The following is a 25619-nucleotide window of genomic DNA, read 5'->3' on the forward strand; positions in this document are numbered from 1 at the left end:
GTACCCAAATTCCGTGGCGATGGGGTCGGAGGAAGGGTCGGATCCCTTTTCGCAGGAAAGGGCTCCGACCCCTGCTGCGGATATCCGGGGTCAGAGCCCTTCGCTGCGCGAAGGGATCCGACCCCGGCGTGCACGTTTTGTTACAGCAGCGTGCCGTGCAGGATCAGCGCGGCGATGCTGAAATAGATCACCAGGCCGGTCACATCCACCAGGGTGGCCACGAACGGGGCCGAGGCGCTGGCCGGGTCGAAGCCGAGGCGCTTCAGGACGAAGGGCAGCATCGAGCCGGACAGCGAACCAAAGGTGACGATGCCGACCAGCGCGGCGCCGATGGTGATCGCCAGCAGGATCCAGTGCTCGCCGTAGTCATGCAGGCCACCCAGCTGCCAGATCACGATGCGCACGATCGCCAGGCAGCCGAGGATGGCACCCAGCACCATGCCGGTCGGGATCTCGCGGATGGCCACCTTCCACCAGTCGCGCAGGCGCAGTTCGCGCAGCGCCAGGCTGCGGATCAACAGCGAGGTGGCCTGCGAGCCGGAATTTCCGCCCGAACTCATGATCAACGGGATGAACAGGGTCAGCACCACCGCGCGCGCCAGTTCGTCCTCGTAGTGCTGCATCGCACTGGCCGTCAGCATCTCGCCCAGGAACAGCACGCTCAGCCAGCCGGCACGCTTGCGCAGCATCTCGAAGAAGCCGATCTGCATATAGGGCTTGTCCAGCGCTTCCATGCCGCCGAACTTGTGCGCGTCCTCGGTCGATTCCTCGATCAGCGCATCGAGCACGTCGTCCACGGTGACGATGCCGAGCATCTGCTGCTGCGCGTCGACCACCGGAATCGCCAACAGGTCGTGGCGGCGGATCAGACGCGCGACTTCTTCCTGGTCCATCAGCGCGTCCACCGTCACCGGCGGATTGACCTGGGCCACGTCCAGGATCGATTCCTCGGGCAGGCCGGTGATCAGCCGGCGCATGGTCACCACCTGCTGCAGCTGCTGGCTGGCCGGGTCCAGCACGTAGATCGCGTACACCGTTTCACGCGTGCGCTCGACCTGGCGGATGTGCTGCAGGGTCTGCGCCACGGTCCAGCTGGCGGGCACCGCCACGTATTCGGTGGTCATCAGCGCGCCGGCGGTGTTCGGCGGGTAGCTCAGCAGCTTCTGGATGACCTGGCGGGCGTCGGTGCCCAGCAGCGGGATCAGCCGCGCGCGTTCTTCCTCATCCAGCTCGTGGACGATGTCGGTGGCGCGGTCGTCAGCCATCAGCCCGAGCAGGGCAGCGGCGCGTGCCGGCGGCAGCGCGGCCACCAGCTCGCCGCTGCGGTGCAGCTCCGGCGCTTCCAGCATCTTCACTGCACGCGGCAACGGCAGCGCGGCCAGCGTTTCCGCCGCGCGGGCCAGTTCCAATGTGTTGAGGAATTCCACCGCATCGGCGGTGTTGTAGTTCGCCAGCGGTGCGGCCAATGCGGCGGCATCGGCCACCGGGCGCAGCAATTGCTTCTGGTTCATCGGTTTTGCCTTGTGGGGGTGCGACCTCGCGCAACGCCAACGCAGGCAAACCGTCCCGATGTCAGGCGGTGGCCATCGCTGGCGTCGAACGAGGTCGACTTCTACTGTCGCTGGACATGGGTTGGGGACTCCGGAATGCGCGTGCCGGCGGTGCGCCGCCAGCGGCGGGCAGTCTGGACCCGCGGGCCATGCAGGTCAACCCGGCATCCCTGCGCCGGGCGCCTGCCGGCCGGTTGTTCTCGTGCATACACCAACCGGCGCGCATAATGGCCGGGTGGCGCTCGCCACGCTTTCCCCACCCGAACGGACGCACTGCGGGCTTCCCCGATGACCAGGTATTCCCATGCATAGCGGCGGTCTGGAACTGGCCCTGGTGCTGCTGCTGGCGGCGGTCATTGCCGTGCCGGTGTTCAAGAAGTTCGGCTTCGGCGCGGTGCTGGGCTACCTGGCGGCCGGCGTGGTGCTGGGCCCGGACGGGCTGGGCTTCGTGCAGGACGCCGACCGCATCCTCGGCGCGGCCGAGATCGGCGTGGTGATGCTGCTGTTCGTGATCGGCCTGGAGCTGTCGCCGGCACGCCTGAAGGTGATGCGGCGCTCGGTGTTCGGCGCGGGCGCGGCGCAGGTGGCGATGTCCGGGCTGGTGCTGGGCGGCCTGCTGCTGCTCGACCACTTCCAGTGGAAGAGCGCGCTGGTGGTCGGTGTTGCGCTGGCGCTGTCATCCACCGCGGTAGGCCTGCAGCTGCTGTCCGAGCACAAGGCGATCAACAGCGACCATGGCCGGCTGGGTTTTGCCATCCTGCTGTTCCAGGACCTGATCGCGATCCCGCTGCTGGCGGCCATCCCGCTGCTGGGCGGGGTGAAGAACGAGACCCTGCGCTGGGAAGACGCCGCCGTGGCCCTCGGTGCGCTGGCAGTGGTGATCCTGTGCGGGCGACCGGTGCTGCGCAAGGTGTTCAGCATCATCGCCCGCACCCGCAGCCCGGAAGTGTTCACCGCCACCGCACTGCTGGTGGTGCTGGGCACCGCCTGGTTCATGCAGGAAGCCGGCCTCAGCCCCAGCCTCGGCGCGTTCCTGGCCGGCGTGCTGCTGTCCGATTCGGAGTTCCGGCATGAGCTGGAAGCGCAGATCGAGCCGTTCAAGGGCCTGCTGCTGGGCCTGTTCTTCATCGCGGTGGGCATGGGCATCGACCTGGACCGCATTGCCGCCGAACCGTGGATGATCGCGGCTGGCGTCGGCATCCTGCTGGTGGTCAAGTTCAGCCTGCTGTACGCGATCGGCCGCATCGCCCGGCTCAGTCCGCGGCAGTCGCTGCTGCTGGGCAGCGTGTTGTGGCTGGGCGGCGAGTTCGCTTTCGTGGTGTTCAACGAAGCGCAGCGCGCGCACCTGCTCGGCAATGCCAACCACGACCGGCTGGTGGCGATCGTGGGCCTGTCGATGGCGATCACGCCGCTGCTGATGATTGCGCTGCTCAAGCTGCTCGGCCAGGAGAAGGCCGCACCGCGCGAGGCAGCCGAGGCCGACAAGGTGGCGCCGGACAACCGCCCCAAGGTGCTGATCGCCGGAATGGGCCGCTTCGGCCAGGTCATCGCACGCCTGCTGACGGCACAGAAGGTGCCCTTCGTGGCGCTGGAGGCGAACCCGGACACCGTGGCCGACCTGCGCCGTTTCGGCAACCAGCTGTATTACGGCGACCCGACCCGGCCGGAGATGCTGCGTGCGGCGGGCGGCGAGCACATCGATGTGTTCGTGATCACCGTGGACGACCCGGAGACCAACCTGCGCGCGGTGCGCATGGTGCGCCGGCTGTACCCGGACGCGAAGGTGCTGGCGCGTGCGCGCAACCGCCAGCATGCCTGGCGCCTGATGGACATGTCGGCCGAGCCGTTCCGCGAAGTGTTTGGCACCAGCCTGGAGATGAGCGGCCGCGTGCTGACCGCATTGGGCGTGGCGCCGGACGTGGCCGAACGCCATGTGCAGCGCTTCCGTGAGCATGATGAGCAGCTGCTGCGTGACCAGTACCTGGTGTACGACGACGAGGCCGCGGTGATCCAGACCTCGCGTGATGCGCGCAACGACCTGATGCACCTGTTCGAGGCCGACGCGGAAAGGGACGGCGAGTAGGGTGTGCCGGCCAACGGTCGGCATCCAGCTGATCGATGGCACTACCCACTGCGGATTCTGGCAGCGCGGTGTTGGGGTCAGAGCCCTTTCCTTCGGAAAGGGATCCGACCCCGGCCTTTCAGCCGTTGTCGCGCAGGAACCGCGCCATCGAGGAAACGCCCGGCACGCGCGGCTCGAACTCGCCGGCCACGTCGATGAAGCCACGCATCACCGCGATCTCGCGCGGGCTGCGGTTGAGGCTGTCGCGCGCTTCAGGATCGGCGCCGGCGCGCAGCAGGCGCTGCACCAGCAGCGGCAGGCCATGCAGCGCGGCCAGATGCAGCGGGCCGAAGCCACGCGGGTCGCGTACATCCAGGCTTACGTCCTCGTCCAGCAGGCGCTCCACTGCGGCCATCACCACCTGCTCGTCGCAGGCGGTACCCGGCTCGGCGCGCGCGCCCAGCAGCAGCAGCAGCGGCGTGACAGAACCAGCGGCGGCCTGGTCCGGTTCGGCACCGGCCAGCAGCAGGGTGTCGAGCAGCGCCAGCAGGCGCGAGCGGTCGCGGGCACTGAAACCGTACAGCGCGGCACAGTGCAGCGGACCCAGCTGCTGCGCGTCACCGGCATGCACGTCGGCACCCGCCGTAAGCAGGCGCGCGACGATGTCCGGAAGGCCCAGCGCGGAGGCCAGCATCAGCACCGTCACGCCACCCGGCAGGCGGTGTTCCAGCTTGGCGCCAGCGTCGAGCAGGGCCGAAACGATGTCCACCTGGCGCATGCTGACCGCCGCCGACAGCGGCGTCGCGCCACTGGCCGCCGCGTGCTGCGGATCGGCGCCGCGCGCCAGCAGCAGGTCGGTTACCGCCAGGTGGCCGCCACCGGCAGCACGCAGCAGCGCGGTGCAGCCCTGTGCGTCGACGGCGTCGACGGCGAAGCCCAGATCGATCAGGCGGCGCACGGCATCGACGTCACCGGCCATTGCGGCGGCCGGCAGATCGGCCTCGCGCAGGGTGCGGCGCGGCAACGGCCACACCCGCCAATCGAGCCAGTCGGCCAGATCGCGGCGACCGATCGACAGCGCCACGCCCAGCGGTGTCTGGCCGTCGGCGGCACGTGCTTCCGGCGAGGCACCATGCTGCACCAGCAGCTTAAGCGCGCCTTCGCGGGCCAATGCGGTGGCCAGGTGCAGTGCGGTCATGCCGTGGCTGTCGCGTGCTTCGCGATCAACGCCGGCCTTGAGCAGGGCCTGCTGCAGCCGCAGCCACCCCAGGCGCACCGCCAGCGACAGCGGCGGATCGCCCGCCGGCGAGGCGGCGAACGGATCGGCGCCACGCTCAAGCAGTTCCAGTGCCAGCTGTTCCAGGCCACGCGCGGCCTGGTCGTGCTGTGCGCAGGCAGCAAGGAAGCGCGCCAGGCCACCGCGGCCGGCCGGCGACAGGCCACGCTGCAGCATCACCTGCAACGCCGGCACCGCATCGATGCCGCGCGACAACAGCGCGAACATCGGCGTGTCGGAGCAGGCATCACGCACATAGGGATCGGCGCCGTGGCCCAGCAGCCAGTCCACCGCACGCGGTTCCAGCGCCAACTCCGGATCGAGCAGCAGCCCGCCCAGTTCCTCCGGTTGGCACAGCCTGGCCAGCGCCGCCATGCCGTCGGTGTTGCCGAAGCCCAGGGCCTCGCGCAGCAGGGTCAGCGGCGGACGGTCCGGCAGCAGGCCGCTGGCACTGGCTGCTTCGCCACGATCGGCCAGGCCATCACTGACCGCGGCCGGCAACGGATAGGACGGGTCCAGCAGGGCTACGATCGCCCAGCGGCCGGCCTCGGCGGCGTAGTCCACCGCACGGCGGCCGACCGGATCGGTGGCATCGGCCGCGATGCCCAGTTCGACCAGGCGCTTGATCAGCAGCGGCGAGACATCCTCGGCCATCGCCGCCAGCTGCACCGCATTGCGGCCTTCGCCGTCCACCGCGACCAGGTCCGGCTTGTGCGGCAGCAGGTGCTCGATCACGGCGGCGCGACCGGCACGGGCCGCTTCCAGCCACGGCGTACGCCCCAGTGCATCGCGCGCCTCCAGATTGGCGCCCGCGCCGAGCAGCACGCCGATGATCTCGACATGGCCGGCCAGGGCCGCCTCATGCAACGCACTGCGGCGCTGGCGATCGCGGGCGTCGGCCCGTGCCTTGTGCTTGAGCAGCAGCTGCACGCCCGCCGGATCGTCATCCTCGGTGGCGGCGGCGGCCAGCAGCACCGGGGTGCCATCGGCCGGTTCGCAGCGTGCACCGCGTTCGAGCAGGAAGCGGGCCAGACGCCAGTTGCCCACCTGGCAGGCCACCGCCAGCGGCGACCAGCCATCACGGTTCAGCGCATCGACTTCGGCAGCGGCATCGCGCAGCAGCGCGGCCACCCCCGGGTCGGAACTGCGTGCGGCATGGTGCAACGGGGTGTTGCCATCACTGTCGGTGGCACGCGAGTCGGCGCCGTTGGCGAGCAGGGTCATCACCGCTTCGGGGCGGCCATGCCAGCTGTCGCGGGTCGCCGCCAGCAGCGGGGTCATGCCCCGGTGCGGCGCATTCACATCGACGCCGCGGGCAATCAGTTCGCGCAGCAGGCGCAGGTCCGGCAGCACCGCGGCCAGCACCGCCAGGCTGCGCTGGTCACGCCAGTTCGGGTCCGGCAGCGCATACGGATCGGCACCGGCCTGCAGCAGCTGCAGGCCCCGGTCGATGCGGCCCTGGCGGGCGGCTTCATACAGCGCCGGTGTCAGTTCCTGCGGCGCCATCGCCTCCAGCGGCAGGGCGTCGGCCGCCGCTGCGAACATCGGTTCGGGTTCAGCGCTGGACGCCACCAACGGGCTGGAGCGCAACGACACCAGCGGCGCAGGCGCGACCCGCTGCAGCAGCAGGTGCAGCACCGGCGACAGCAGTACGACCGCCAGCGCGGCGGGCCAGCGCGCGCTTTCCGGCAACAGGCCCGGCCAGGCCGGCAGCACCACCAGCGCGGCCAGCGCAATGACCAGCGCGGCCACGCCGAGGCCACGCCAAGCAGTCAGGTCGCGCCCCGCCAGCGCCTGCCAGTGCTGGGCCAGGCTGCCATCCAGGCGTTCGACATCGTTCCACAATGGCCAGGTGCGCCAGGCCGCCAGCAGGCCGGCACTGACCAGTACGCTCAGGCCAAGCACTGCCGCCAGGCTGCCGCTGTCACGCAGCGCTGCGAGCGGCCAGGCCAGCAGCAGCGCCAGCAACAGCGGGGCGGCTGCCCACAATGCCAGCAGCGCCGGCAGGTCCTGGCGTGCGACCACCTTCAGCGGCAGCAGCGCGCGGCTGCGGCGCCACCACGATATCGCCAACGCGAACGCGGGCTGCGCCAGTGCGGCAAGGACCGCACCCGGAACGCCGCCCACGGCGGCGCCCAGCGCCAGCACCGCGCCCGCGGCGAAGGCAATTGACAGAATGCGCGGACGGGAGGCGTCAGTCATAGTGGCGCGGCATCAGGCTGGCCACCGACGGCGGCACCTGCAGGTAGAACCCGCGCTCGCTCATTTCGCTGCGGACCTTTTCCGGGTCAGCCTGCGCCAGGCGGCGCTGGGCATCCAGGACCACCTCCAGGACGAAGGCGAGCGTCCCCAGCGAGGTGAGCAGCGGCGCGGGCAGCGCGCTGAAATCATCGCGTCGGGGAACGTAGACGTAGGTGTCCGGCTTGAGTTGGCTTTTATAGACGTAGGCGTACATGTCCGCGGGACGATAACCCGGGAAGAGCCATGATTGTGTCGGAAAGCCGACACCGGGGAAAGCCGTCAGCCGACGATGGCGGCGCGATCGGCGGTGTTTCGCCTGCGGGGTTCAGCAATGTGGCGGCGACGTTCAGGCTGCGCCGCCGCCACACGGGCGCTTACTTGACCTTGGCGTAAGTGCCCTTCAGCGCGACACCCGCGAGGATGGCACCGGCGTAGCACTCGTAGTTGGTGCTGCTCTTGAACTCGTTCTTCTTGTAATAGCTGACGATGTCGACCACGGCGTTGGCGCCGCGCGACTTGGCACCGTCCTGCAGCGCGCGCAGTGCCGACAGCGCAACCCAGCGGCAGGCCTCGGCATCGCTCTTGTTGGCGGCGTTGGTCTTCTTGTTGGTCACGTCTTCGCCCAGGCGCTGCTGCACGCTGACCGGCTGGCCGGCCAGATAGAAACGCACGCTGCCGTCGATGCCGGCGTCCTTGGCGGCCTGCGAATTGACCAGTTCCTGCAGGGACTGTTCGACACGCGTGTCGCGGGCGGAAGCGGTGGAAGTCAGGGCCAGCAGCGCGGTAGCCGTGGCGATCATGAGAGTGCGGCGCATCGGAACATCTCCTTGTCGAGGGTGCGGGGGTAACGGGAACGGTGTGTTGGCGCAGTGGATCACTCGCTCCAGCGGCGGAACACCAGCGAGGTGTTGATGCCGCCGAAGGCGAAGTTGTTGCTCATCACGTACTCGGCCTGCAGTTCGCGGCCCTGCCCGGTGATGAAGTCGAGCTGGCCACAGCGCGGGTCGACCGCGGCCAGGTTCAGGGTGGGCGCGAACCAGCCGGCACGCATCATCTGGATGCTCACCCAGGCCTCGAACGCGCCACAGGCACCCAGCATGTGGCCGACGTAGCTCTTCAGCGAGCTGATCGGCACGCGGCTGCCGAACACCTGTGCGGTGGCCTGGGTCTCGGCGATGTCGCCGTGGTCGGTGGCGGTGCCATGGGCGTTGACGTAGTCGATCTGCGCCGCGTCCAGGCCGGCGTCCTCCAATGCCAGGCGCATGGCCTGGGCCATGGTGTCGGCGCTGGGCTGGGTGACGTGCTGGCCATCGCTGTTGGTGCCGTAGCCGACCACCTCGGCAAGGATGGTGGCGCCGCGCGCCTGCGCGTGTTCCAGGTCTTCCAGGATCAGCGTGCAGGCGCCCTCGCCCAGCACCAGGCCATCGCGGCCGGCATCGAACGGGCGAGGCGTGGTCTGCGGCGCGTCGTTGCGCACGCTGGTGGCGAACAGCGTGTCGAACACCGCTGCAGCGGTGGCATCGAGTTGCTCGGCACCGCCGGCCACCATCACCGTCTGCTTGCCGCTGCGGATGGCTTCATAGGCCGCGCCCACACCCTGGCTGCCTGACGTGCAGGCGCTGGAGGTGGTGTACACGCGCCCGGACAGGCCGAAGAACACGCCGATGTTGACCGGCGCGGTGTGGCTCATCATCTTCAGATAGGTCGTGGCGCTGATGCCATCGGTGGTGAATTCGTTGAGCATGCGCCCGAATTCGCCGGTGGCCTCGTGGCTGCCGGACGAGGAGCCATAGGCCACGCCGGTACGGCCACTGCGCAGCACCGGATGCTCATTCAGGCCGGCCTCGCGCAGCGCCACCTCGGTGGCGCGCACCGACATGATCGCGACCTTGCCCATCGAGCGGGTGGTCTTGCGGTTGTAGTTCGGCGGCAGCTCGAAGTCCTGCGCCGGCGCGGCCAGCTTGGTGTTCAGCCCGGCATAGACATCCCACTCGGGCATCGCACGCACCGCGTTGCGGCAGCTGCGCAGGTGCGCTTCGATGGTCGGCCAGTCGTGGCCGAGTGGACTGATGGCAGCGGCGCCGGTAACCACCACGCGACGATCGGCGGCCATCAGAGCATGCCTCCGTTCACCGAGATCACCTGGCGGGTGATGTAGCCGGCCGGTTCGGACAGCAGGAACGCCACGGTAGCCGCCACTTCGTCCGGGCGGCCAACGCGGCCGGCGGGAATCAGCTTGAGCGCGTGTTCAACCACTTCGTCGTTGAGCATTTCGGTCTCGATCAGGCCCGGGGCCACGCAGTTGACGGTGATCTGGCGGCTGGCCAGTTCCAGCGCCAGGGCCTTGGTGGCGCCGATGATGCCGGCCTTGGCGGCACTGTAGTTGACCTGCCCGCGGTTGCCGGCCAGTCCGGAGACCGACGACAGGGTGACGATGCGGCCCGGCTTGCGCCGCCGCACCATCGGCATGATCAGCGGATGCAGCACGTTGTAGAAGCCATCCAGGTTGGTGTGGATGACCTGGTCCCAATCGTCCGCTGACAGCGCCGGGAAGGCGCCATCGCGGGCGATGCCGGCATTGCAGACCACGCCGTAGTACGCGCCGTGCGCTTCGACATCGGCCTCCAGAGCGGCCCGCGCAGACGCGCGGTCGGCCACGTCGAACACCAGCACGCGGGCCTGCTGGCCCAGTGCCTGGATCTCGGTGACCACCGCCTGTGCTTCATCCACGCGGCTGCGGCAATGCACCACCACGTCGAAGCCATCGCGCGCGATGCGCAGCGCGATGGCCCGGCCGATGCCCCGGCTGGCGCCGGTCACCAGCACGCTTCGATTCCCTGTCATGCCTGTCCACTCTCCAGATAGGCCATCGCGTCGGCCGGTTCGAACACCGACACGTTGGCTGTCGCCCATTCTTCCTCGCCTGCCAGGATGCGGCAGGCGAACATCCCCAATCCATTGTCACCCAACAGCTCGCAGCGCGCCTGTACGCGCAGCCGCGAACCGCTGGGGAAGCTGCTGCGCGCGCTGCTGTAGCGGCGGCTGCCGAGCAGGAAGCCCAGCTGCGGTGGCCTGCCGGCCGCACGCGCGCGGCAACCGGCCCAGGCCGCGATGGCCTGCGCCATGTACTCGATGCCGACCCATGCCGGCACCTGGTCATCCTCGACGAACAGGCCGGCCTCGGGCACCACCAGTTCGGCCTCGATGGCGTCCTGGTCCCATTGCGTGATGCGCTCCAGCAGGCACATGTCCTGGCGGTGCGGCACCACGTCTTCGATCGCGTACAACGTGTTCATCGACGCTCCAGTGCCAGCACGGCATTGCTGCCGCCGAAGGCGAACGAATTGCTCAGCACCCGCCGCGGCGGCTGCGCAAGGCGCGTGCCCGGTGCGACCAGCGGCAGCACCGGCAGTGCCGGGTCGGCCACGCCGTCCCACCAGTGCGGCGGCAGCAGCTGCTGCGGGTTCTCGGCCAGCACGATCCAGCACAGCGCCGCCTCGATGGCACCCGAGGCACCCAGCGTGTGGCCGGTCAACGGCTTGGTCGAACTGGCCGGCACGTGGCAGCCCAGCACCTGCGACACGGCCAGGCTTTCCATCGCATCGTTGTGGCCGGTCGCGGTCCCATGCAGGTTCACATAGTCCACTTCGCCGGCGGCCCAGCCAGCACGCTGCAGCGCCTGCTGCAGGGCGTCGATGGCGCCCAGGCCCTGCGGGTCCGGGGCGGACATGTGGTGGGCGTCGGCCGACTCGCCCCACCCCGCCAGGCATACCGGGCCGGGTTCGCGGGTGAGCAGGAACAGCGCGGCGCCTTCGCCGATGTTGATACCAGTACGATGCTGCGAGAACGGATTGCAACGTTGGGCCGAGACCGATTCCAGTGCGCTGAAGCCGGCTACGGTGAAGCGGCACAGCGAATCGGCGCCACCGGCGATCACAGCATCGACGATGCCGGCGCGCAGCATGCGTGCGGCCGACATCAGCGCCTTGGCACTGGACGAGCAGGCAGTGGACAGGGTCCATGCCGGCCCCTGTGCGCCACTGCGCTGGCGCACGAACTGCGCGGCGGTGCCCATTTCCTGCTGGGCGTAGTCAAAGCCCTGCGGCCACTGGCCCTGTTCGGCATGGCTGCGCAATGCCTGCTCGGATTCACCAATGCCCGAGGTGCTGGTGCCCAGCACCACCGCCACGCGCTCGGCGCCATGGCGGGCGATCGCCGCGGCCACTGCCGGCGCGATCTGAGCCAATGCCACGTCCAGCAGGGCATTGTTGCGCCCGCGCAGGGCCACCGGCAGATCATCCAGCGCCGGCAGCGGCGTGCGTACTTCCCCCAGCGCCAGGGTGCGCCCCGGCAACAGGCTCTCGTTGTCGCTGAGCCCGCCCGGCGCGTCGGCGAACAGTGCCGACGTCACGGCGGCGCGGTCAGCGCCGAGTGCACAGACCACACCCAGGTCGTTCAGGTAGATCGGTGCGCTCATCGGTCCGGCCCGGCCATGTCGATCGATTCGATGCGCAGCGCATAGCCTTCGGCGCGGTTGTCCAGCTGCACGCTGCCATCGTCCAGCCGCTGCAGGTGCAGCCACACGGTGCCCTCACGCGACAGGCTGCGCTGATGGCCATCATCACTGACCTGCCAGCCCGCCGGCAGCACGGCGGCAATGGCCGCGGTCGGCCACAGCGCGAACTGCAGGTCATCCAGCACGCGCTCGGCGCGCACCTGCGGTGGCAGCCATGGCGCGCGCTGCTGGGTCAGCTGCTGGCCGTCCCATTGCAGGCGCACGCCGGTCTGGCCCATCGCCTGCACGGCCAGCTGCACCTGCTGGGCGTCGGCTTCCAGCAGCGCGTCGAGATCGCGCTCATGCGTGCCGAAGCGGAAATGCAGCTGCTGCTGCAGCGCCAGCGGCGCCGGCAGGCTGGCCGGCGCCAGGCGCAGCGGCGGCAGTTCCACCTGCGGTTTCGGCATGCGGCCGGCACAGGCGGCCAGCAGCAGGCACAGCAGCAGCACCGCAGTACGGGCAATCACGCGCCGCACAGCTGCTCCAGCACGCGCATGCGGCGGCCGCTGTCGTCGGCCACGTAAGGGTTGTTGGTGTCCCAGGCGTAGCCGGCCAGGATGGAGCTGATCATGTCGCGCACTTCGGGCTGCTGTTGCGGGTGGTAGATGATCTTCTGGAAACCGCCCTCGTACCAGCTTTCGACGAAGCGCCGGAAGGTCTTCACGCCGGCACGCAGCGGGATCGAGAACTCGGCCTCCCAGTCCACGGCCTGGCCGGCATAGCGGCGCTTGAGGCATTCACTGGCCAGCTGCGCGGACTTGAAGGCAATGGTCACGCCGGAGGAGAACACCGGATCGAGGAACTCGCCGGCGTTGCCCAGCAACGCGTAGCCGGGCCCCCACAGCGAACTGACGTTGGCCGAATAGCCGGTGATGCGGCGCACCGGCAGCACCGCCCATTCGGCGTTGGCCAGCAGCCCGGTCAGGTTGGGGTCCTCGCCGACGATGGCCTGCAGCTTCTGCAGGTCGTCACCCTCGTAGCGCTCGAAGAACGACGGCTCGGCGACCACGCCCAGCGAACAGCAGCCGTTGGAGAACGGAATCGTCCAGTACCAGACGTCGATGTGCTCGGGGTGGGTGGTGATCAGGATCTTGTTGCGGTCGAAGTCCGCTTCGGCCGGAATGTTGTCGCGCACGTGGCAGAAGATCGCGCCGCGCACCGGGAAGTTGGACGGCGACTCCAGCTGCAGCAACCGCGGCAGCAGCCGCGCGAAACCGGAGGCATCGAGGATGAAATCGGCCTCGATGCGGTATTCACTGCCGTCCGGGCGGCGCACCGTCACCGCCGGTTGCTCGCCCGGCTCGACCGCAAGCACTTCGTCGCCGAAGCGCAGCGTGGTGCCCATGCGCTCGGCACCGCGTGCCAGCACGTTGTCGAAGTCGGCGCGCTGCACCTGGTAGGTGGTGCCCCAACCCGGCGAGAACTTCTTCCTGAAGTCGAATGCAGTGCGCGCTTCGCCGTGCACGAAGGCGGCACCGTTCTTGTACTGGAAGCCCGCCTCGACCACATCCTGCAGCAGGCCGGCCGCCTCGATGTACTCCATGCTCTGCGGCAGCAGGCTTTCGCCGATGGAGAAGCGTGGGAACTGCTGGCGTTCCAGCATCAGCACCTGGCGGCCCTGCTGGCGCAGCATCGCCGCAGCCACCGAACCGGCCGGGCCCGCGCCGATGATCAGGATTTCAGTACGTTCGACAGCATCCACAGCAGTGTTCATCGGTGCGTCCTTGTTGCTCGATCAAGTGGAAAGAAGGAAGTCGGAAACAGGTTCAGGCCGGCGGCAGATCGTGCGGCGGCGGACGGAACAGCGGCGAGATCAGCCAGACCAGGCCGATGCCGAACAGCAGGGTCAGGCCGAACGCGCGCAACGCTGGGGTCTGCGACAGGCCCAGCAGGCCGAACGACAGCCAGGTGCTGGCCGCGCCCACGCACACGGCCAGCCAGGCACTGGCGTCGCCGCGGTGCTCGATCAGGAAAATGCCGTAGTCGATGCCCATGCCCAGCAACAGCATCAGTGCCAGCACGTTGAACAGCTGCAGTGGCTGGCCGAACAGGCCCAGCAGGCCCAGGGTCAGCGCACCGGCAATCAGGGTCGGCGCGAACACGCGCCAGGCCTGGCGGCGATAGCGCAGCCACAGCGCGCCGAACACCAGCACGATGCCGACCAGCAGCAGCCCGCCCATCAGCTTGCGGTAGTGGCCCAGCAGCTGCGAGAAGTCGGCGGTGCGGTCCACCCAGCGCACACCCGGCAGGCCTTCGGCCGCCCCGCGCAGGGTGGCCAGCGCATCAGCGCGCGACAGGTCATCGACCATCACCACGCTGATCATCTGCCCGCCGACCTCGCCCACCCACAGGTGGCGGAACGGCTGCGAGGCCGGCGAGGCCAGGAACGCCTCCGCGGTCAGCGGCGTAGCGGCGAAATCCGGGCGCGGCAGCGGTTCGCCGACCGCCTCGGACACCGCGTCCAGCACGCCCGGTTCCACCTTGGCGGTCAGCGCCGCATCGGCCTGCTGGCGCGCTGGCGACGGCAGCCAGTCGCTGATCGCACGGTAGCCACCAATGCGCTTGTCGTTGGCCAGTACACGCAGGCGTTCGGTCAGCGCTTCTTCGCGCTGCAGCAGCTGTGCGGCGTCACTGCCCTGCACCAGGTAGAACTGCGCCGGGCTGGGCATGCCCAGCAGCTGGCTCAGGCGGATCTGCTGGGCCATCAACGCCGGCGGCGAGGACTGCAGGCTGCGCAGGTCGTCGTTGCTGTTCAGGCGGGCAATGCCGATGGCAGACAGCGCCAGCGTGATCACCACGAACACCGTCACCGGCCGGCGGCCATGCAACCGCGGGAAGCGCTCCAGCGTGTTGCCCAGCCACTGCGAGAAACGGGTCTGGCGGATCTCACCGCCATCCAGCCACGGGAACCAGAAAATCACCGTAAGGAAGGCGGCGGCCAGGCCGACCACCGAGAACAATGCCATCTGGCGCAGGCCCGGGAACGGGGCCAGGCCCAGTGCCAGGTAGGCCAGCGCGCTGGTCAGCAGGGCCAGCCACAGGCCGGGCAGCAGGTGCCGCAGCAGCTTCCAGCGACGATCGGCCGGTTCGGCCTGGCGCGAAGCGAACCAATGGATGCCGTAGTCCTCGGCCACGCCCACCAGCGACGCGCCGAACACCAGGGTGAGCACGTGCACCTTGCCGAACACCAGTACGGTCACCGCCAGCGCCACGCCGCAGCCGATCAGCAGTGAGGCGGCGACCAGCAGGATCGGCCGCAGCGAACGGAACGCCAGCCACACCAGCAGCAGCACCGCGGCCAGCGAGCCCCAGCCGATCGTGTTGATCTCCTGGTTGGCCTGCACTGCGGCCGCTTCGGCATGCAGCGGTACGCCGGCATGCAGGATTTCCAGCTCGGGCGCCGCCGCCCTGGCGGCCTGCCCGGCACGTTCCAGCAGGCCATCGAGATGGCGCTCGCCGTCAAGCTGGAACGCCGAACCCGGCGTATCGAACTGCAGCGCGGCCCAATGCTTGCCCTCGGCTTCGAGCAGGCCATCATCGCCCAGCCGCAACCCCGACCCCTGCGCCTGCTGCTGCCACCATTGCGGCCACAGCGAGAGCGGGTCTTGCCGCCAATCGGTCAGGCGCGGTGCGCCCATCGGACCGTACAGCGCAGCCAACGCCTGCTCGGCCAACACGCCCGGCTCGCTGCCCTGCAGCTGCTCGCGCTGGGCCGGGGTCAGCAGGCGGTCGCGGTACGGCGCGTAGAACGCGCGCGCCTCGTCGAACCAGCCTTCGATCGAACCACTGGGCACCAGCAACGCGCTGTCGGCATCCGCCGCCATCGCCGCAGCGAACGCCGCCTGTGCGCGCTTGGCGGCGGCGCCATCCTTGCTGCCCAGCAGCACCACCACCTGGCGCGAGCTGCCGTCGGCGATGCGCCGGGTGACGTCACTCAACAGGCGGTCATGCGCGTCCTGCGGCAGCAGGGCGAGGATGTCGGTGTCGATCCGCGACTGCTGGCTCCACAGGCGCCATTGCTGCGCACCCAATACCAGCAGGAGCACCAGCCAGGCGATGCCCAGCCAGTGCCACCAGCGCCGCAACCGGTCCGGCCCGTTCGATGCTGCCCCCTCACTCAAAGCGGCGTGCCTCGTCGGCGGTGAGCGTGGCCGGCGCTTCGCTCAGTGCACTGAACTGGATCTGCGTGCGGTCCTTGTTGGCCTCGACGATCTCGACCTGGCGCACGTAGCGGTCACCTTGCAGGGTCAGCGACTGGAACGCCTTGGCCAGCATCGCCGACTTCGGCGTCAGTCGCAGCCGCCAGCCCTGCCCTTCACGGCTGGCCGCCACGTTGAACTGGCCGGACAGCGCCTGCACGTCGCCACTCATCAGCGCGAACATGATCGCGTTCACCGAACGCATCGCCGGCTGCTGCCGTGCATCGAGCTCGACACGGGTGCTGCCATCGCGCTGGCGGCTGAGGATGCGGTCGGCGGTGACCACCACTTCGGAGGGGAACGGCTTGAGCGTGGTCCAGATCACGCCGTGCTGGCGCGCGACCACGAACTGGCCCTGCGAGCGCAGCGGGTTCTTGAAGCCGCTGACCTGCTTTTCCTGGCTGAACTGGCCGCGCAGCACGTCCGGCCGCGCCACCGCCTGGGTGATCGCATCGATGGCGGGGTCGGCGGCCTGCACCTGCGGTGCGGCAATGAACATCAGCGCGCACAGCAGCACGCTCGGAAGACGGGCAAGCATGTTCACGGCGCAGGCACTCCCAGGCGTTCCCACAGTACCGGCGGGCACTGGTACAGCATTTCCTTGCTGGCCGCGTCCACCGCGACTTGGATGGTCATCGCGCGGGTCAGTACCTGGCCGCTCTGCGCATCGACGATTTCGTACTCGATCTTCAGCCGGTTCTCCCATTCCACGATACGCGCAATCACGCGCAAGGCCTGGTTGAACAGCAGCGGGCGCACGTACTTCACCCGCGCATCGACCACCGGCCACAGGTAGCCCGATTCGAGCATCTGCGGGTAGTCGTAGTCATAGCGCCCGAGCAGCGCGCAGCGCGCGATCTCGAAGTACTTGAAGTAGTTGCCATGCCAGACCACGTTCATCGGATCGCAGTCATGGAAGGCGGGAGTCAGCGCAATCTCGCCGACCCGTTCGATGGCCTCATTCACCGGCATACAGCTCCCAACGTTGCGCGCGGATCTCCACCAGCAGTTCCCGCAGTTCGCGATCCAGCGCGCGGTCTTCTTCGACCAGGGCGATGCGCTGCCCCAGGTCGGCGTACATGTCGGCCAGACTGCCATGCAGCTGCGCGTTCAGGCCAACCCGTTCGCGCAGCGCCAGGCCCTGGCGGGCGGCGATCAGCATCGCGGCCACCACTTGCTCGGTCAGCTCGATCACGCGCAGGCAGTCGCGCGCGGCGATGGTGCCCATGCTGACCTTGTCCTGGTTGTGGCACTCGGTGGAGCGCGAAAACACGCTGGCCGGCAGGGTCTGCTTCAGCGCTTCGGCCGTCCAGGCCGACACGCTGATCTGCAGCGCCTTCAGGCCGTGGTTGATGGCCGCGCGCGGGCCCGTGGCCGCCGACAGGTTGGCCGGCAGGCCATGGTTGTAGCGGGCATCGACCACCAGCGCCAACTGGCGGTCGAGCAGATCGGCCACGTTGGCTACGGTGTTCTTCAGGGTGTCCATCGCCAGCGCGATGTGGCCGCCGTAGAAGTGGCCGCCATGCAGGATGCGCTCGCCATCGGCATCGATCAGCGGATTGTCGTTGGCGCTGTTCAGTTCGGTTTCGATCAGCTGGCGCAGGAACGGCAGGCTGTCCTCCAGCACGCCGATCACGTGCGGCGCGCAGCGCAGCGAGTAGCGGTCCTGCAGGCGCTGTTCATTGCGCGGCGGACGCTCGCTGTGCAGGTCGCTGCGCAGACGCGCGGCGATGCGGCCCTGGCCCGGATGCGGCTTGGCCGCGAACAGGGTTTCGTCGAAGTGGTGCGCGTTGCCGTCGCTGGCCAGCACGTTGAACGCGGTCAGGCGCGTGGCCATGCGCGCCAGGTAGTCGGCGCGCTGCCAGGCCAGGCAGGCCAGGCCGGTCATCACCGCTGTGCCGTTCATGATCGCCAGGCCTTCCTTCGGCCGCAGCTTCAGCGGGGTCATGCCGATCTTCGCCAGCACCTCGGCCGCCGGCTGCACGCGGCCATCGTGCAGCACCTCGCGCTCGCCACACAGCACCGCAGCCACGTACGACAGCGGGGTCAGGTCGCCGCTGGCACCGACCGAGCCTTCGGCCGGAATCATCGGCAGCACATCGTGCTGCAGCAGCGTGGCCAGGCCTTCCAGCAGCGGCACGCTGACACCGGACATGCCGCGCACCAGCGATGCCAGGCGCGCGGCCAGCACCGCACGGGTCTCGACCGGGTCCAGGTAGCGGCCCAGGCCGCAGCCATGGTAGGTGTACAGGTGGTGCGGCAGTTCAGCCACCAGCGCCGGCGGGATGTTCACCGTGCACGAATCGCCATAGCCGGTGGTCACACCGTAGATCACGCCATCCTCGCGCAGCAGGCGGTCAAGGAAGTCGGCACCGCGCTGGATGTGTGCGCGGAACGCCGGCGCGTCGCTCAGTGCGGCCTCGCACTGGCGCTGGGCCAGGGCAACCACGTCTTCGATGGTCAACGGTGCATCGCCAAAGCGGCACACGGGTACGGCGTCAGTCGTCATGCGGAGCCTGATCCCAGAAGGGGAAGAAATTGAACCAGTCCAACGGGGACTGGATGACCTGGAGTTCCAGCCAGCGCGCGAAGCGCTGTGCCTGTTCGGCAAGTGCCGCGTCGCGCGAGCCACGCGGCAGCACGATGCGTTCGGCGAATTGTTCAAATGCCACGCGATAGCCCTCGCCCTGGTGCAGGCAGGCCATGGTGTAGACCGGGCAGCCCAGCGCCGCGGCCAGCACATAGGCGCCGATCGGGAATGGCGCGCGATGGCCGAGGAAATCGGCGGTGACGCTGCGGCCGCCCTGCACCGGCGTGCGGTCGCCGACGATGGCGACGAAGCCACCGGCCGCCACGCGCTCGGCCAGCATCACCGCGGTGGCCGGCCCCATTTCGGTGACCTGCACCAGCTCCACCGCCGCCAGCGGGTCCAGCCGCTGCAGCAGGCGATTGAAGCGCTGCGCATGCGCCGTATGCACCAGCACGGTGATGCGGAACCCCGGCACCTGTTCGGCCAGCACCTGGCACAGTTCCAGGCAGCCGATGTGCGCGGTGAGGATCAGACCGCCTTCGCGGCGCGCGATCTTCTGCAGCACCAGGTCGCGGTGCAGGTGAATACGGTTGGCCGGGTAGCGCCCGCCCAGGCCGAGGATCTTGTCCAGCATCGTGTCGGCGAAGGCGAAGAAGTGGCGCAGGCTGTCGCGCCGGGTCGGCGCGCGGCCGAGCACACCGCTGTATGCCTGCAGCCGCTGCAGGTACTGCATCGAGGCCTGTCGCCCCACACGGTTGCCCAGCCAATGGCAGGCCACCACCGGCCACGCGCACAGGCGGAATGGCCAGCGCCCGAACCAGCGGTGCACCCAGCACAGGAACAGCACGCCGGCCACCGACGTCGATTCGCCGATATCGGCCCAGTGCGGGGCATCCTGCGCGGTCGCCATCTCAGCGCTGCCCCTGCAGGCGGCGCCACAGCAGCCGCGGTGCGCGCCAGAGCATGCCGAAGAACAGGCGGGTGTGCATGCGGCTGATGCGCACGTTGTCGCGCCACACATCGAAGTGCGACACGCCATCGGCGGGATAGGTCACTCGCGTGGCCAGGTGCTCGACCGGCAGCTGGCGCCAATACAGGCGCACCATCACTTCAGTATCGAAATCCATGCGCCGGCCGATGGTCTCTTCACCGATCAGGCGCAGCACCGGTGGCAGTGGATACACCCGGAAGCCGCACATGGTGTCGCGCAGGTGCAGCGACAGCGTGTTGATCCAGACCCAGACGTGGGTGGCGTAGCGGCCATACAGGCGTGCCTTGGGAACACTGGCGTCGTAGGCCGGAATGCCGCAGATCACCGCGTCGGGATGCACACGCGCGGCCTCGATGAAGCGTGGCAGGTCAGCGGTATCGTGCTGGCCGTCTGCGTCGATCTGCAGCACGTGGCTGTAGCCACGCGCGCCGGCTTCAGCAAAACCGGCCAGCATCGCCCCACCCTTGCCCTGGTTGGCGTCCAGGCGCAGCAGGTCGACGCCCTGGCGCTGTGCCAGCGTGCGCAGCACCGCCGCGCACGCCTCATGCGAACCATCGTCGACCAGCAGGCAAGGCAAGCCAGCGGCCTGCACATCGTCGACCACCGCCACGATGGCGTGCTCGTGGTCGTAGACGGGAATCACCACCAGTGGCGCAAACGCGGCACCGGCAACGGCCGGGTCAGTCCGCATCGGCGAACACCACCCTGCCGCTGGCATGTACACCGTGGCTGGAGGTATAGCGGAAGGCCAGCACGTTGCGTGCGGCATCCCAGTCCAGCTGCAGGGTCAACTCATCGCCGGGGCGGGCCACGTGCTGGAACTTCACCGCGTCCATGCGCAGGAACGCGCGCGGCATCGCAAATGCCTGGCGGCCGAAACGCATCGCCCAGTCCAACTGCGCCACACCGGGCAGGATCGCCGCCTGCGGGAAGTGGCCCTGGAACGGCCGCAGCGCCGGGTCGAGGGTCATGCGCAGCGTGGCGCTGGCGGCGTCGCGGCGGTCCCAGACCGGCACCGGCATCAGTGGCTGGAACAGCGCCGCCAATGCCGCCTGGGTCACCTTGCCCTGCGCGTTGATCGGCAACGCCTGCACCAGGCGCCAACGGCGCGGCCGGGTCACCGCGTCATGCGCATGCGCCAGGCGCGCGCCCAGGCGTTGGCCCAGCGCACGGCGCGCGGCGTCGCCGCCCTCCAGCAGCGCCGGATCGGCCGGAACCACCACGGCGGCCAGCTGCTCGCGCTGCCCGGGCAGCACCAGCACGCGCACGTCATCCACTTCGGCGTCTTCCCGCAGCGCGCGTTCCAGCGCATCCAGCGAGACGCGGCGCTCTTCGATCTTGACGATGCGGTCGGCGCGGCCCAGCAGCCGGAAACGGCCATCGGCCAGGGCTTCCACGCGGTCCTGGGTGCGCCACCAGCCGGGGGTTTCCAGATGCGCCGAGGCCACCGCCAGGCAGCCGTCGTCGATCCGCCACTGCACACCCGGCAGCGGCTGCCACGGCGGCAGGTCGGTGTCCCAGCGGCGCCAGGCGATACCGCCGGTCTCGCTGCTGCCATAGACCTCGGTCGGGGCCACGCCCAACCACTGCCGCACGTGTCGCGCCGCGTCCTCCGGCAGCGGGCCACCGGAGGAGAACACCGCGCGCAGGCGGCCATGCAGGCTGGCCCAGTCGAGCTGCTCGGGCAGGCGCTTGAGATGGGCCGGCGTCGCCACCAGCACCGTGTCGGTACCGGCCAGCGCACCCACCAGGTCTTCGTGGAAGAACCGACGCGGATGGATCAGGCGGCCGGCGGCCAGCGGCCACAGCACGCGGAACAGCAGCCCGTAGATGTGCTGGTGGGACACCGTGCCGTGCACCTGCGCGCCATCCAGCTGCGCACCGAACGCGGCCTGCAGCGCTTCCACCTCGCGCACCAGCTGGTCCAGGCGCTTGCCGATCGCACTGGGCTGGCCGGTGCTGCCGGAGGTGAACACGCACAGCTCGCAGGCGCGCTCGTCCAGCGCCTGCAGTTCGTCGTCCAGTGTGGCGTCCAGCGCCGCCAGCGGGCGGTAGTCGGCCGGTACGTCGCCCGCGAAACCGCTCACCTGCGGCTGCAGCGCCTGCAGCGTGGCCGGCAGGTTGTCAGCGGCCAGGAACACCCGCTTGCCGGCATGCCAGGCGCCGAACAGCGCCGCAGCGAAGGCCACGGCGTCATCGAAATACAGGGCCCAGTCGCGGCCTTCAGCCGCCGCAAAGGCGGCGCGCCAGCCCCGTACGCGCTGGCGGAAGCAGGCGTGGTCAACCATGTCTCCGTCGCACAGGCCGACGCTGCGCTGCGGCCCCGCCTCCAGCAGCAGCCGGTCCAGGGCAATCCACTCAGCCATGCGCGTGCGCCGCCTTCACCCGCCGCCGCACCAGCCACTCACCTGCGAACAACACGCCCATCATCACGTACGCCAACAATCCGTTGTAGAGCATCCAGGCCCGGTCCGACGCGTACAGCGCGGTCAGCAGGGCCAGGCTGCCGTTGAGAACGAAGAAGCCGCACCACACCTGGGTGACGCGGCGGGTATAGGCCACCGCGAACGGGGGCAGGTCCGGCTCCTGCAGCCGCGCCAGGCGCTCCACCAACGGCGGCCCGAAGCGCAGGCTGGTGCCGAACACCGCCAGCATCACCGCATTGACCAGCGCCGGGTACAGCTTCAGCGGCAGGGCCTGGTTGAGCACGGTGGCCAGCACCGCCAGCAGGCCGGTGCCGGCGGCGGCGGCCCACCACAACGGCTGGCGCGTGCTCAGCGCACGCAGCAGGGCCAGGGTGAACAGCAGCAGCGACAGCCAGCGCGGCTCGAAGCGGCCCATCGCCAGGTACACCAGCAGCGGGTAGGCAAGCGAAATCGCTGCCACCACGACGGTACGTGCGCGAGCCATGGCGAAGCCGCCGGCGCTGCGGTCAGGCGGCTGCCTGGTCCGGCAGCAGTCCATACACGACATCAACGATGTCCTGCACGGTGCGCACGGCCTTGAACGCTTCCGGCTGCAGGTTGCGGCCGAGCAGTGGCTTGAGCTGCACGATCAGGTCGACCGCATCGATGCTGTCGATGTCCAGGTCGTCGTAGAGCCGGGCCTCGGGGGTGATCCGGGCGGTTTCAATCTCGAAGCTGTCGGTCAGGATGCTGACGATGCGTTCGAACAGTTCATTCTTGGTCATGGCTATTCCTGGCGCCGTTACGACTGGCGGGCGGCGACGAACTCGCCGAGCGCGCGCACGCTGGAGAAATGGCGACGGGTTTCTTCCGAATCGGCCGAGAGGCTGACACCGTACTTCTTCTGCAGCGCCAGGCCCAGCTCCAGCGCGTCGATCGAATCCAGGCCGAGGCCCTCGACGAACAGCGGCGCGGTCGGATCGATGTCCTCCGGCGTGATGTCCTCCAGCGAAAGGGAGGAAATGATCAATTCCTTGATCTCGTGCTCAAGTGCTTGCACGGGGCGGATCTCCAGACAGGTCGAAATAACGAGAAAGGTGCTCGGTGACGCGGCGGGCTGCCAAGGCATCCCCCCTTGGCGAGTCGTCATCGGCCAGGAAGGGCGCGATCGGGATATCTTCGCCGATCTGCAGCCGAACGTGAAAGCGACGTGAGGGGACACGATACCACTTCTGTCCCTTGGTCAACGTGGGCGGGGTGCAGGTGATCCGCACCGGGGTGATGTCCAGCCGGCCACGGACGGCGATGTTGGCGGCCCCGCGCTGCAGCCGCGGCGGCTGGCCCGGCACGCTGCGGGTGCCTTCGGGGAAGATCACCAGGGTGCCGCCGGCGTGCACCGCCGCCACGCAGTCGTCGACCAGGCCAGCGCCATCGTCATTGGAGATGTAGCCGGCCGCCCGCACCGGACCGCGCATGAACGGGTTGCAGGCCACGGCCCGTTTCACCACGCAATCGGCGTTGGGCAGCAGCGAGATCAGGCAGACCACGTCGATCAGGGTCGGGTGATTGGCCAGCACCAGCAAACCGTCGCGCTGCAGGCGTTCACCGCCCTCGATCTGGTAGGTCATCACCCCCAGCGCGCGCATCAGGCGCAGATGGCTGGCAAAGGCAACCTGAACCACGCGGCGGGCCCGGCGGCGACGGACCACCGGGTCGCGCATCAGCAGCAGCACCGGCATCACCAGCACGCCCAGCAGCAGGCCGCCCATGCCGAATGCGGCAAAGCTCAGGCCGGTGCCGAGCACCCGCCAGGCATGATCGAGACGGCGCAGCGCCTCAGCCACGGCGCCCCCAGCGCCAGCGCTGGCCCTGGGCCACGTGCTCAAGCGCCGGCGCACCGGACAGCAGGAAGCGGTGCAGGTCCAGCGCGTGCGGCAGCGCGCCCGGGGCGGTGGCAGGGGCCTCCGGCGCCGCCTCCCACTGCAGGGAGAGGGTCGGCTGGCCCGGCATCGGCGCCGTCAAACGCCAACACCAGGCAAAGAACGGGTCGGGTTCGTCGGCGAACGTCGAGTAAATCTCGGGAAGGCGCGACTCATACACCACGACCCGCACTTCGCGGGCGCCATCGGCGAGCAGACCGGCCGCTTCCAGGCAGGCGGTCTCGACCGTGGCCTGGCCGGCGGCCAGCGCCAGGTAGTTGCCACGGTGGCCGCGCGCGATCGAGTACAACGCCGCGATCGCGTTGTGCACCGACAGGCCGAACCCCGTCGGTGACAAGGGCTGATCACTGGCCAGCGCCCCCAGCAGCTCCATCGAACGGGCCACGTCGCCGTGGCGGCTGGCGAACACCAGCGGGACCTGGTTGTCCGCCCCCTGCCCATCCTCGCACCAGCAGGCAGCCTGGATCGCCATCCGGCCCAGCCGCTCGATGCGGCGGCGCTGCATTGCCGGGATCTCGGCCAGCGCCGGCGTGTCTTCGCCAACCGGCGGATACGGCGCATCGGCCCAGCCCAGCCACTGGCTACGCTCGCTCAGGCCGGGCGCCCAGGCAGCCCAGTCGACGATGGAGAATTCGATCATTTAGCGAAGGTGCTTCAACGGGAGAACGATAGGCACGAGCCATTACGGCGACGCGCGGCGGCCCCCCAGTCCTGCAGCCGTGCGTCCGTCCAGGACGTCGCCGGCTGCCCCCCTGGCTGCCGGAAAGGAGCGCACGCTAGCACGTCCTGCACGGGGTGTGCAGGTTTCACATTCCCCAACACGGGAGCCGGCACCGGCGGCCCCCGCTTCAATCGATCAGTGGTAACCGGTATCGGCGTGCACCTTGCCGCGGAACACCCGGTACGACCACGCCGTGTAGCCGAGGATGACCGGCAGCAGAATGACCAGCCCGACCAGGGTGAAGCCCAGCGAGGAGGCCGGCGCGGCGGCCTGCCACAGGGTCATCGACGGTGGCAGCAGGTAGGGCCACATCCCCAGCACCAGGCCGAGGAAGCCGAGTACGAACAGGGCCAGGCTGAGCAGGAACGGCGGCAGGTCATGGCGCGGGTGGGTGGCACTGCGCCACAGCGCAGCGGCTACCGCCAGGGTCAGCAGCGGCACCGGCGACAGCCACCAGAAGTTGCCGTCGCTGAACCAGCGCGCCATCAACCGCGAATCGAGGAACGGCAGCCAGCTGCTGACCAGGCCCATCGCCGCGATCACCGCCACCACCAGCGGCCGGGTCATCTGCCGCGCCAGCGCCTGCACGCGCCCTTCGGTCTTCAGGATCAGCCAGGTGCTGCCCAGCAGCGCATAGCCGGCCACCAGCGCGGCACCGGTCAGCATCGCGAACGGGCTGAACCAGGCGAACGGCCCGCCCTGATAGACACCGTCCACCAGCGGGATGCCCTGCACCAGGGTGCCCAGGATCACGCCCTGGGCGAACGTCGCCAGCAGCGAACCGAGGCCGAACGCCACGCTCCACAGCCGGCGTGACCGATGTGCCTTGAAGCGGAATTCAAAGGCCACGCCACGGAACACCAGCGCCACCACCAGCACCAGCACCGGCAGGTACAGCGCCGACAACAGCACCGCATAGGCCCTGGGGAAGGCCGCCAGCAGGCCGGCACCACCCAGCACCAGCCAGGTCTCGTTGCCGTCCCAGATCGGCGCGGCGGTGTTCATCATCAGGTCCAGCTGCTCCTCGTCCTCGGCGAAGGGGGCGAGGATGCCGATGCCAAGCACGAAGCCGTCCAGCACCACGTACATCAGCACGCCGAAGCCGATCACCGCGAACCACGCCACCGGCAGCCAGGTCATCAGGTCCAC

The 25619-nt window shown here is 69.3% G+C and carries 24 protein-coding genes; 1 reads left to right on the top strand and 23 read right to left on the bottom strand.

Annotation, left to right across the window (positions count from 1 at the left end; genetic code table 11):
• Nucleotides 1–140 precede the first annotated feature (140 nt).
• Nucleotides 141–1511 (bottom strand): magnesium transporter, encoded by a 1371-nt coding sequence (gene mgtE / locus PEM_RS17670; protein ID WP_005420274.1) that lies wholly within the window; start codon nt 1509–1511, stop codon nt 141–143.
• A gap of 343 nt (nt 1512–1854) precedes the next feature.
• Here mgtE and PEM_RS17680 point away from each other — a divergent pair, with 343 nt between their 5' ends.
• Complete coding sequence (locus PEM_RS17680; protein ID WP_111128536.1) at nt 1855–3633, top strand: monovalent cation:proton antiporter-2 (CPA2) family protein; 1779 nt, start codon at nt 1855–1857, stop codon at nt 3631–3633.
• A gap of 118 nt (nt 3634–3751) precedes the next feature.
• Here PEM_RS17680 and PEM_RS17685 read toward each other — a convergent pair whose 3' ends face one another.
• The 22 genes from PEM_RS17685 to cydB form a co-directional block, all read right to left on the bottom strand.
• The gene (locus PEM_RS17685) at nt 3752–7090 is read right to left on the bottom strand and encodes an ankyrin repeat domain-containing protein (protein ID WP_005420279.1); all 3339 of its coding nucleotides are present in this window, start codon (nt 7088–7090) and stop codon (nt 3752–3754) included.
• Nucleotides 7083–7343, bottom strand: coding sequence for a YcgL domain-containing protein (locus tag PEM_RS17690; protein ID WP_005420281.1), 261 nt, complete (start codon nt 7341–7343; stop codon nt 7083–7085). Before PEM_RS17690 ends, PEM_RS17685 begins: the two co-directional genes overlap by 8 nt.
• Before the next feature lie 160 nt (nt 7344–7503).
• Entirely contained in the window at nt 7504–7944 is a 441-nt protein-coding gene (locus tag PEM_RS17695; RefSeq protein WP_005420284.1) for a hypothetical protein, read from the bottom strand.
• Nucleotides 7945–8003: 59 nt separating this feature from the next.
• Nucleotides 8004–9242, bottom strand: coding sequence for a beta-ketoacyl-ACP synthase (locus PEM_RS17700; protein ID WP_005420285.1), 1239 nt, complete (start codon nt 9240–9242; stop codon nt 8004–8006).
• Entirely contained in the window at nt 9242–9973 is a 732-nt protein-coding gene (gene fabG / locus PEM_RS17705) for a 3-oxoacyl-ACP reductase FabG (protein WP_111128537.1), read from the bottom strand. Before fabG ends, PEM_RS17700 begins: the two co-directional genes overlap by 1 nt.
• Nucleotides 9970–10425, bottom strand: coding sequence for a hypothetical protein (locus PEM_RS17710; protein ID WP_005420287.1), 456 nt, complete (start codon nt 10423–10425; stop codon nt 9970–9972). Before PEM_RS17710 ends, fabG begins: the two co-directional genes overlap by 4 nt.
• A complete protein-coding gene (locus tag PEM_RS17715) occupies nt 10422–11606 on the bottom strand; it encodes a beta-ketoacyl-ACP synthase (protein WP_095378246.1) in 1185 nt (394 codons plus the stop codon). Before PEM_RS17715 ends, PEM_RS17710 begins: the two co-directional genes overlap by 4 nt.
• Nucleotides 11603–12160, bottom strand: a complete 558-nt coding sequence (locus PEM_RS17720; RefSeq protein WP_005420289.1) for a DUF3261 domain-containing protein — start codon at nt 12158–12160, stop codon at nt 11603–11605. The genes PEM_RS17715 and PEM_RS17720 overlap by 4 nt, the downstream gene beginning before the upstream one ends.
• Nucleotides 12148–13398 carry an NAD(P)/FAD-dependent oxidoreductase gene (locus PEM_RS17725; RefSeq protein ID WP_005420291.1) on the bottom strand — a complete coding sequence of 417 codons (1251 nt, stop codon included), beginning with the start codon at nt 13396–13398 and terminating at the stop codon, nt 12148–12150. The genes PEM_RS17720 and PEM_RS17725 overlap by 13 nt, the downstream gene beginning before the upstream one ends.
• A gap of 52 nt (nt 13399–13450) precedes the next feature.
• Nucleotides 13451–15805: an MMPL family transporter gene (locus PEM_RS17730; protein WP_111174846.1), complete on the bottom strand. Its 2355-nt coding sequence runs from the start codon at nt 15803–15805 to the stop codon at nt 13451–13453.
• Nucleotides 15798–16421: an outer membrane lipoprotein carrier protein LolA gene (locus PEM_RS17735; RefSeq protein ID WP_181453242.1), complete on the bottom strand. Its 624-nt coding sequence runs from the start codon at nt 16419–16421 to the stop codon at nt 15798–15800. The genes PEM_RS17730 and PEM_RS17735 overlap by 8 nt, the downstream gene beginning before the upstream one ends.
• Before the next feature lie 2 nt (nt 16422–16423).
• Nucleotides 16424–16855: an acyl-CoA thioesterase gene (locus tag PEM_RS17740; protein ID WP_014038931.1), complete on the bottom strand. Its 432-nt coding sequence runs from the start codon at nt 16853–16855 to the stop codon at nt 16424–16426.
• Nucleotides 16842–18392 carry an aromatic amino acid ammonia-lyase gene (locus PEM_RS17745; RefSeq protein ID WP_032954644.1) on the bottom strand — a complete coding sequence of 517 codons (1551 nt, stop codon included), beginning with the start codon at nt 18390–18392 and terminating at the stop codon, nt 16842–16844. The genes PEM_RS17740 and PEM_RS17745 overlap by 14 nt, the downstream gene beginning before the upstream one ends.
• Entirely contained in the window at nt 18382–19323 is a 942-nt protein-coding gene (locus PEM_RS17750) for a lipid A biosynthesis acyltransferase (RefSeq protein ID WP_005420301.1), read from the bottom strand. The genes PEM_RS17745 and PEM_RS17750 overlap by 11 nt, the downstream gene beginning before the upstream one ends.
• A gap of 1 nt (nt 19324) precedes the next feature.
• A complete protein-coding gene (locus tag PEM_RS17755) occupies nt 19325–20095 on the bottom strand; it encodes a glycosyltransferase family 2 protein (protein ID WP_111174848.1) in 771 nt (256 codons plus the stop codon).
• A complete protein-coding gene (locus tag PEM_RS17760) occupies nt 20085–21770 on the bottom strand; it encodes an AMP-binding protein (RefSeq protein WP_111174849.1) in 1686 nt (561 codons plus the stop codon). Before PEM_RS17760 ends, PEM_RS17755 begins: the two co-directional genes overlap by 11 nt.
• A complete protein-coding gene (locus tag PEM_RS17765; RefSeq protein WP_049416044.1) occupies nt 21763–22314 on the bottom strand; it encodes a membrane protein in 552 nt (183 codons plus the stop codon). The genes PEM_RS17760 and PEM_RS17765 overlap by 8 nt, the downstream gene beginning before the upstream one ends.
• A gap of 22 nt (nt 22315–22336) precedes the next feature.
• Nucleotides 22337–22594 (bottom strand): acyl carrier protein, encoded by a 258-nt coding sequence (locus PEM_RS17770; protein ID WP_005420312.1) that lies wholly within the window; start codon nt 22592–22594, stop codon nt 22337–22339.
• Between the two features lie 17 nt (nt 22595–22611).
• Nucleotides 22612–22869 carry a phosphopantetheine-binding protein gene (locus tag PEM_RS17775; protein ID WP_005411610.1) on the bottom strand — a complete coding sequence of 86 codons (258 nt, stop codon included), beginning with the start codon at nt 22867–22869 and terminating at the stop codon, nt 22612–22614.
• On the bottom strand, nt 22856–23653 hold the full coding sequence (locus PEM_RS17780) for a lysophospholipid acyltransferase family protein (RefSeq protein WP_005420313.1): 798 nt from the start codon (nt 23651–23653) through the stop codon (nt 22856–22858). Before PEM_RS17780 ends, PEM_RS17775 begins: the two co-directional genes overlap by 14 nt.
• A complete protein-coding gene (locus tag PEM_RS17785; protein WP_053498347.1) occupies nt 23646–24389 on the bottom strand; it encodes a beta-ketoacyl synthase chain length factor in 744 nt (247 codons plus the stop codon). The genes PEM_RS17780 and PEM_RS17785 overlap by 8 nt, the downstream gene beginning before the upstream one ends.
• Nucleotides 24390–24605: 216 nt before the next feature.
• Nucleotides 24606–25619 carry a cytochrome d ubiquinol oxidase subunit II gene (gene cydB, locus PEM_RS17790; RefSeq protein WP_111128549.1) on the bottom strand — a complete coding sequence of 338 codons (1014 nt, stop codon included), beginning with the start codon at nt 25617–25619 and terminating at the stop codon, nt 24606–24608.

Origin of the sequence: Stenotrophomonas sp. Pemsol (assembly GCF_003586545.1) — a bacterium.
GTDB classification, from domain to species: domain Bacteria; phylum Pseudomonadota; class Gammaproteobacteria; order Xanthomonadales; family Xanthomonadaceae; genus Stenotrophomonas; species Stenotrophomonas sepilia.

Excerpts from the sequence above, each read along its gene's own strand:
- mgtE (WP_005420274.1), bottom strand. The coding sequence starts at position 1,511 with ATGAACCAGAAGCAATTGCTGCGCCCGGTGGCCGATGCCGCCGCATTG.
- PEM_RS17785 (WP_053498347.1), bottom strand. The coding sequence starts at position 24,389 with ATGATCGAATTCTCCATCGTCGACTGGGCTGCCTGGGCGCCCGGCCTG.
- PEM_RS17725 (WP_005420291.1), bottom strand. The coding sequence starts at position 13,398 with ATGAACACTGCTGTGGATGCTGTCGAACGTACTGAAATCCTGATCATC.
- PEM_RS17715 (WP_095378246.1), bottom strand. The coding sequence starts at position 11,606 with ATGAGCGCACCGATCTACCTGAACGACCTGGGTGTGGTCTGTGCACTC.
- PEM_RS17770 (WP_005420312.1), bottom strand. The coding sequence starts at position 22,594 with ATGACCAAGAATGAACTGTTCGAACGCATCGTCAGCATCCTGACCGAC.
- PEM_RS17755 (WP_111174848.1), bottom strand. The coding sequence starts at position 20,095 with ATGCGGACTGACCCGGCCGTTGCCGGTGCCGCGTTTGCGCCACTGGTG.
- PEM_RS17760 (WP_111174849.1), bottom strand. The coding sequence starts at position 21,770 with ATGGCTGAGTGGATTGCCCTGGACCGGCTGCTGCTGGAGGCGGGGCCG.
- PEM_RS17765 (WP_049416044.1), bottom strand. The coding sequence starts at position 22,314 with ATGGCTCGCGCACGTACCGTCGTGGTGGCAGCGATTTCGCTTGCCTAC.
- fabG (WP_111128537.1), bottom strand. The coding sequence starts at position 9,973 with ATGACAGGGAATCGAAGCGTGCTGGTGACCGGCGCCAGCCGGGGCATC.
- PEM_RS17710 (WP_005420287.1), bottom strand. The coding sequence starts at position 10,425 with ATGAACACGTTGTACGCGATCGAAGACGTGGTGCCGCACCGCCAGGAC.
- PEM_RS17690 (WP_005420281.1), bottom strand. The coding sequence starts at position 7,343 with ATGTACGCCTACGTCTATAAAAGCCAACTCAAGCCGGACACCTACGTC.
- PEM_RS17695 (WP_005420284.1), bottom strand. The coding sequence starts at position 7,944 with ATGCGCCGCACTCTCATGATCGCCACGGCTACCGCGCTGCTGGCCCTG.
- PEM_RS17685 (WP_005420279.1), bottom strand. The coding sequence starts at position 7,090 with ATGACTGACGCCTCCCGTCCGCGCATTCTGTCAATTGCCTTCGCCGCG.
- PEM_RS17700 (WP_005420285.1), bottom strand. The coding sequence starts at position 9,242 with ATGGCCGCCGATCGTCGCGTGGTGGTTACCGGCGCCGCTGCCATCAGT.
- PEM_RS17735 (WP_181453242.1), bottom strand. The coding sequence starts at position 16,421 with ATGCTTGCCCGTCTTCCGAGCGTGCTGCTGTGCGCGCTGATGTTCATT.
- PEM_RS17745 (WP_032954644.1), bottom strand. The coding sequence starts at position 18,392 with ATGACGACTGACGCCGTACCCGTGTGCCGCTTTGGCGATGCACCGTTG.
- PEM_RS17750 (WP_005420301.1), bottom strand. The coding sequence starts at position 19,323 with ATGGCGACCGCGCAGGATGCCCCGCACTGGGCCGATATCGGCGAATCG.
- PEM_RS17740 (WP_014038931.1), bottom strand. The coding sequence starts at position 16,855 with ATGCCGGTGAATGAGGCCATCGAACGGGTCGGCGAGATTGCGCTGACT.
- PEM_RS17680 (WP_111128536.1), top strand. The coding sequence starts at position 1,855 with ATGCATAGCGGCGGTCTGGAACTGGCCCTGGTGCTGCTGCTGGCGGCG.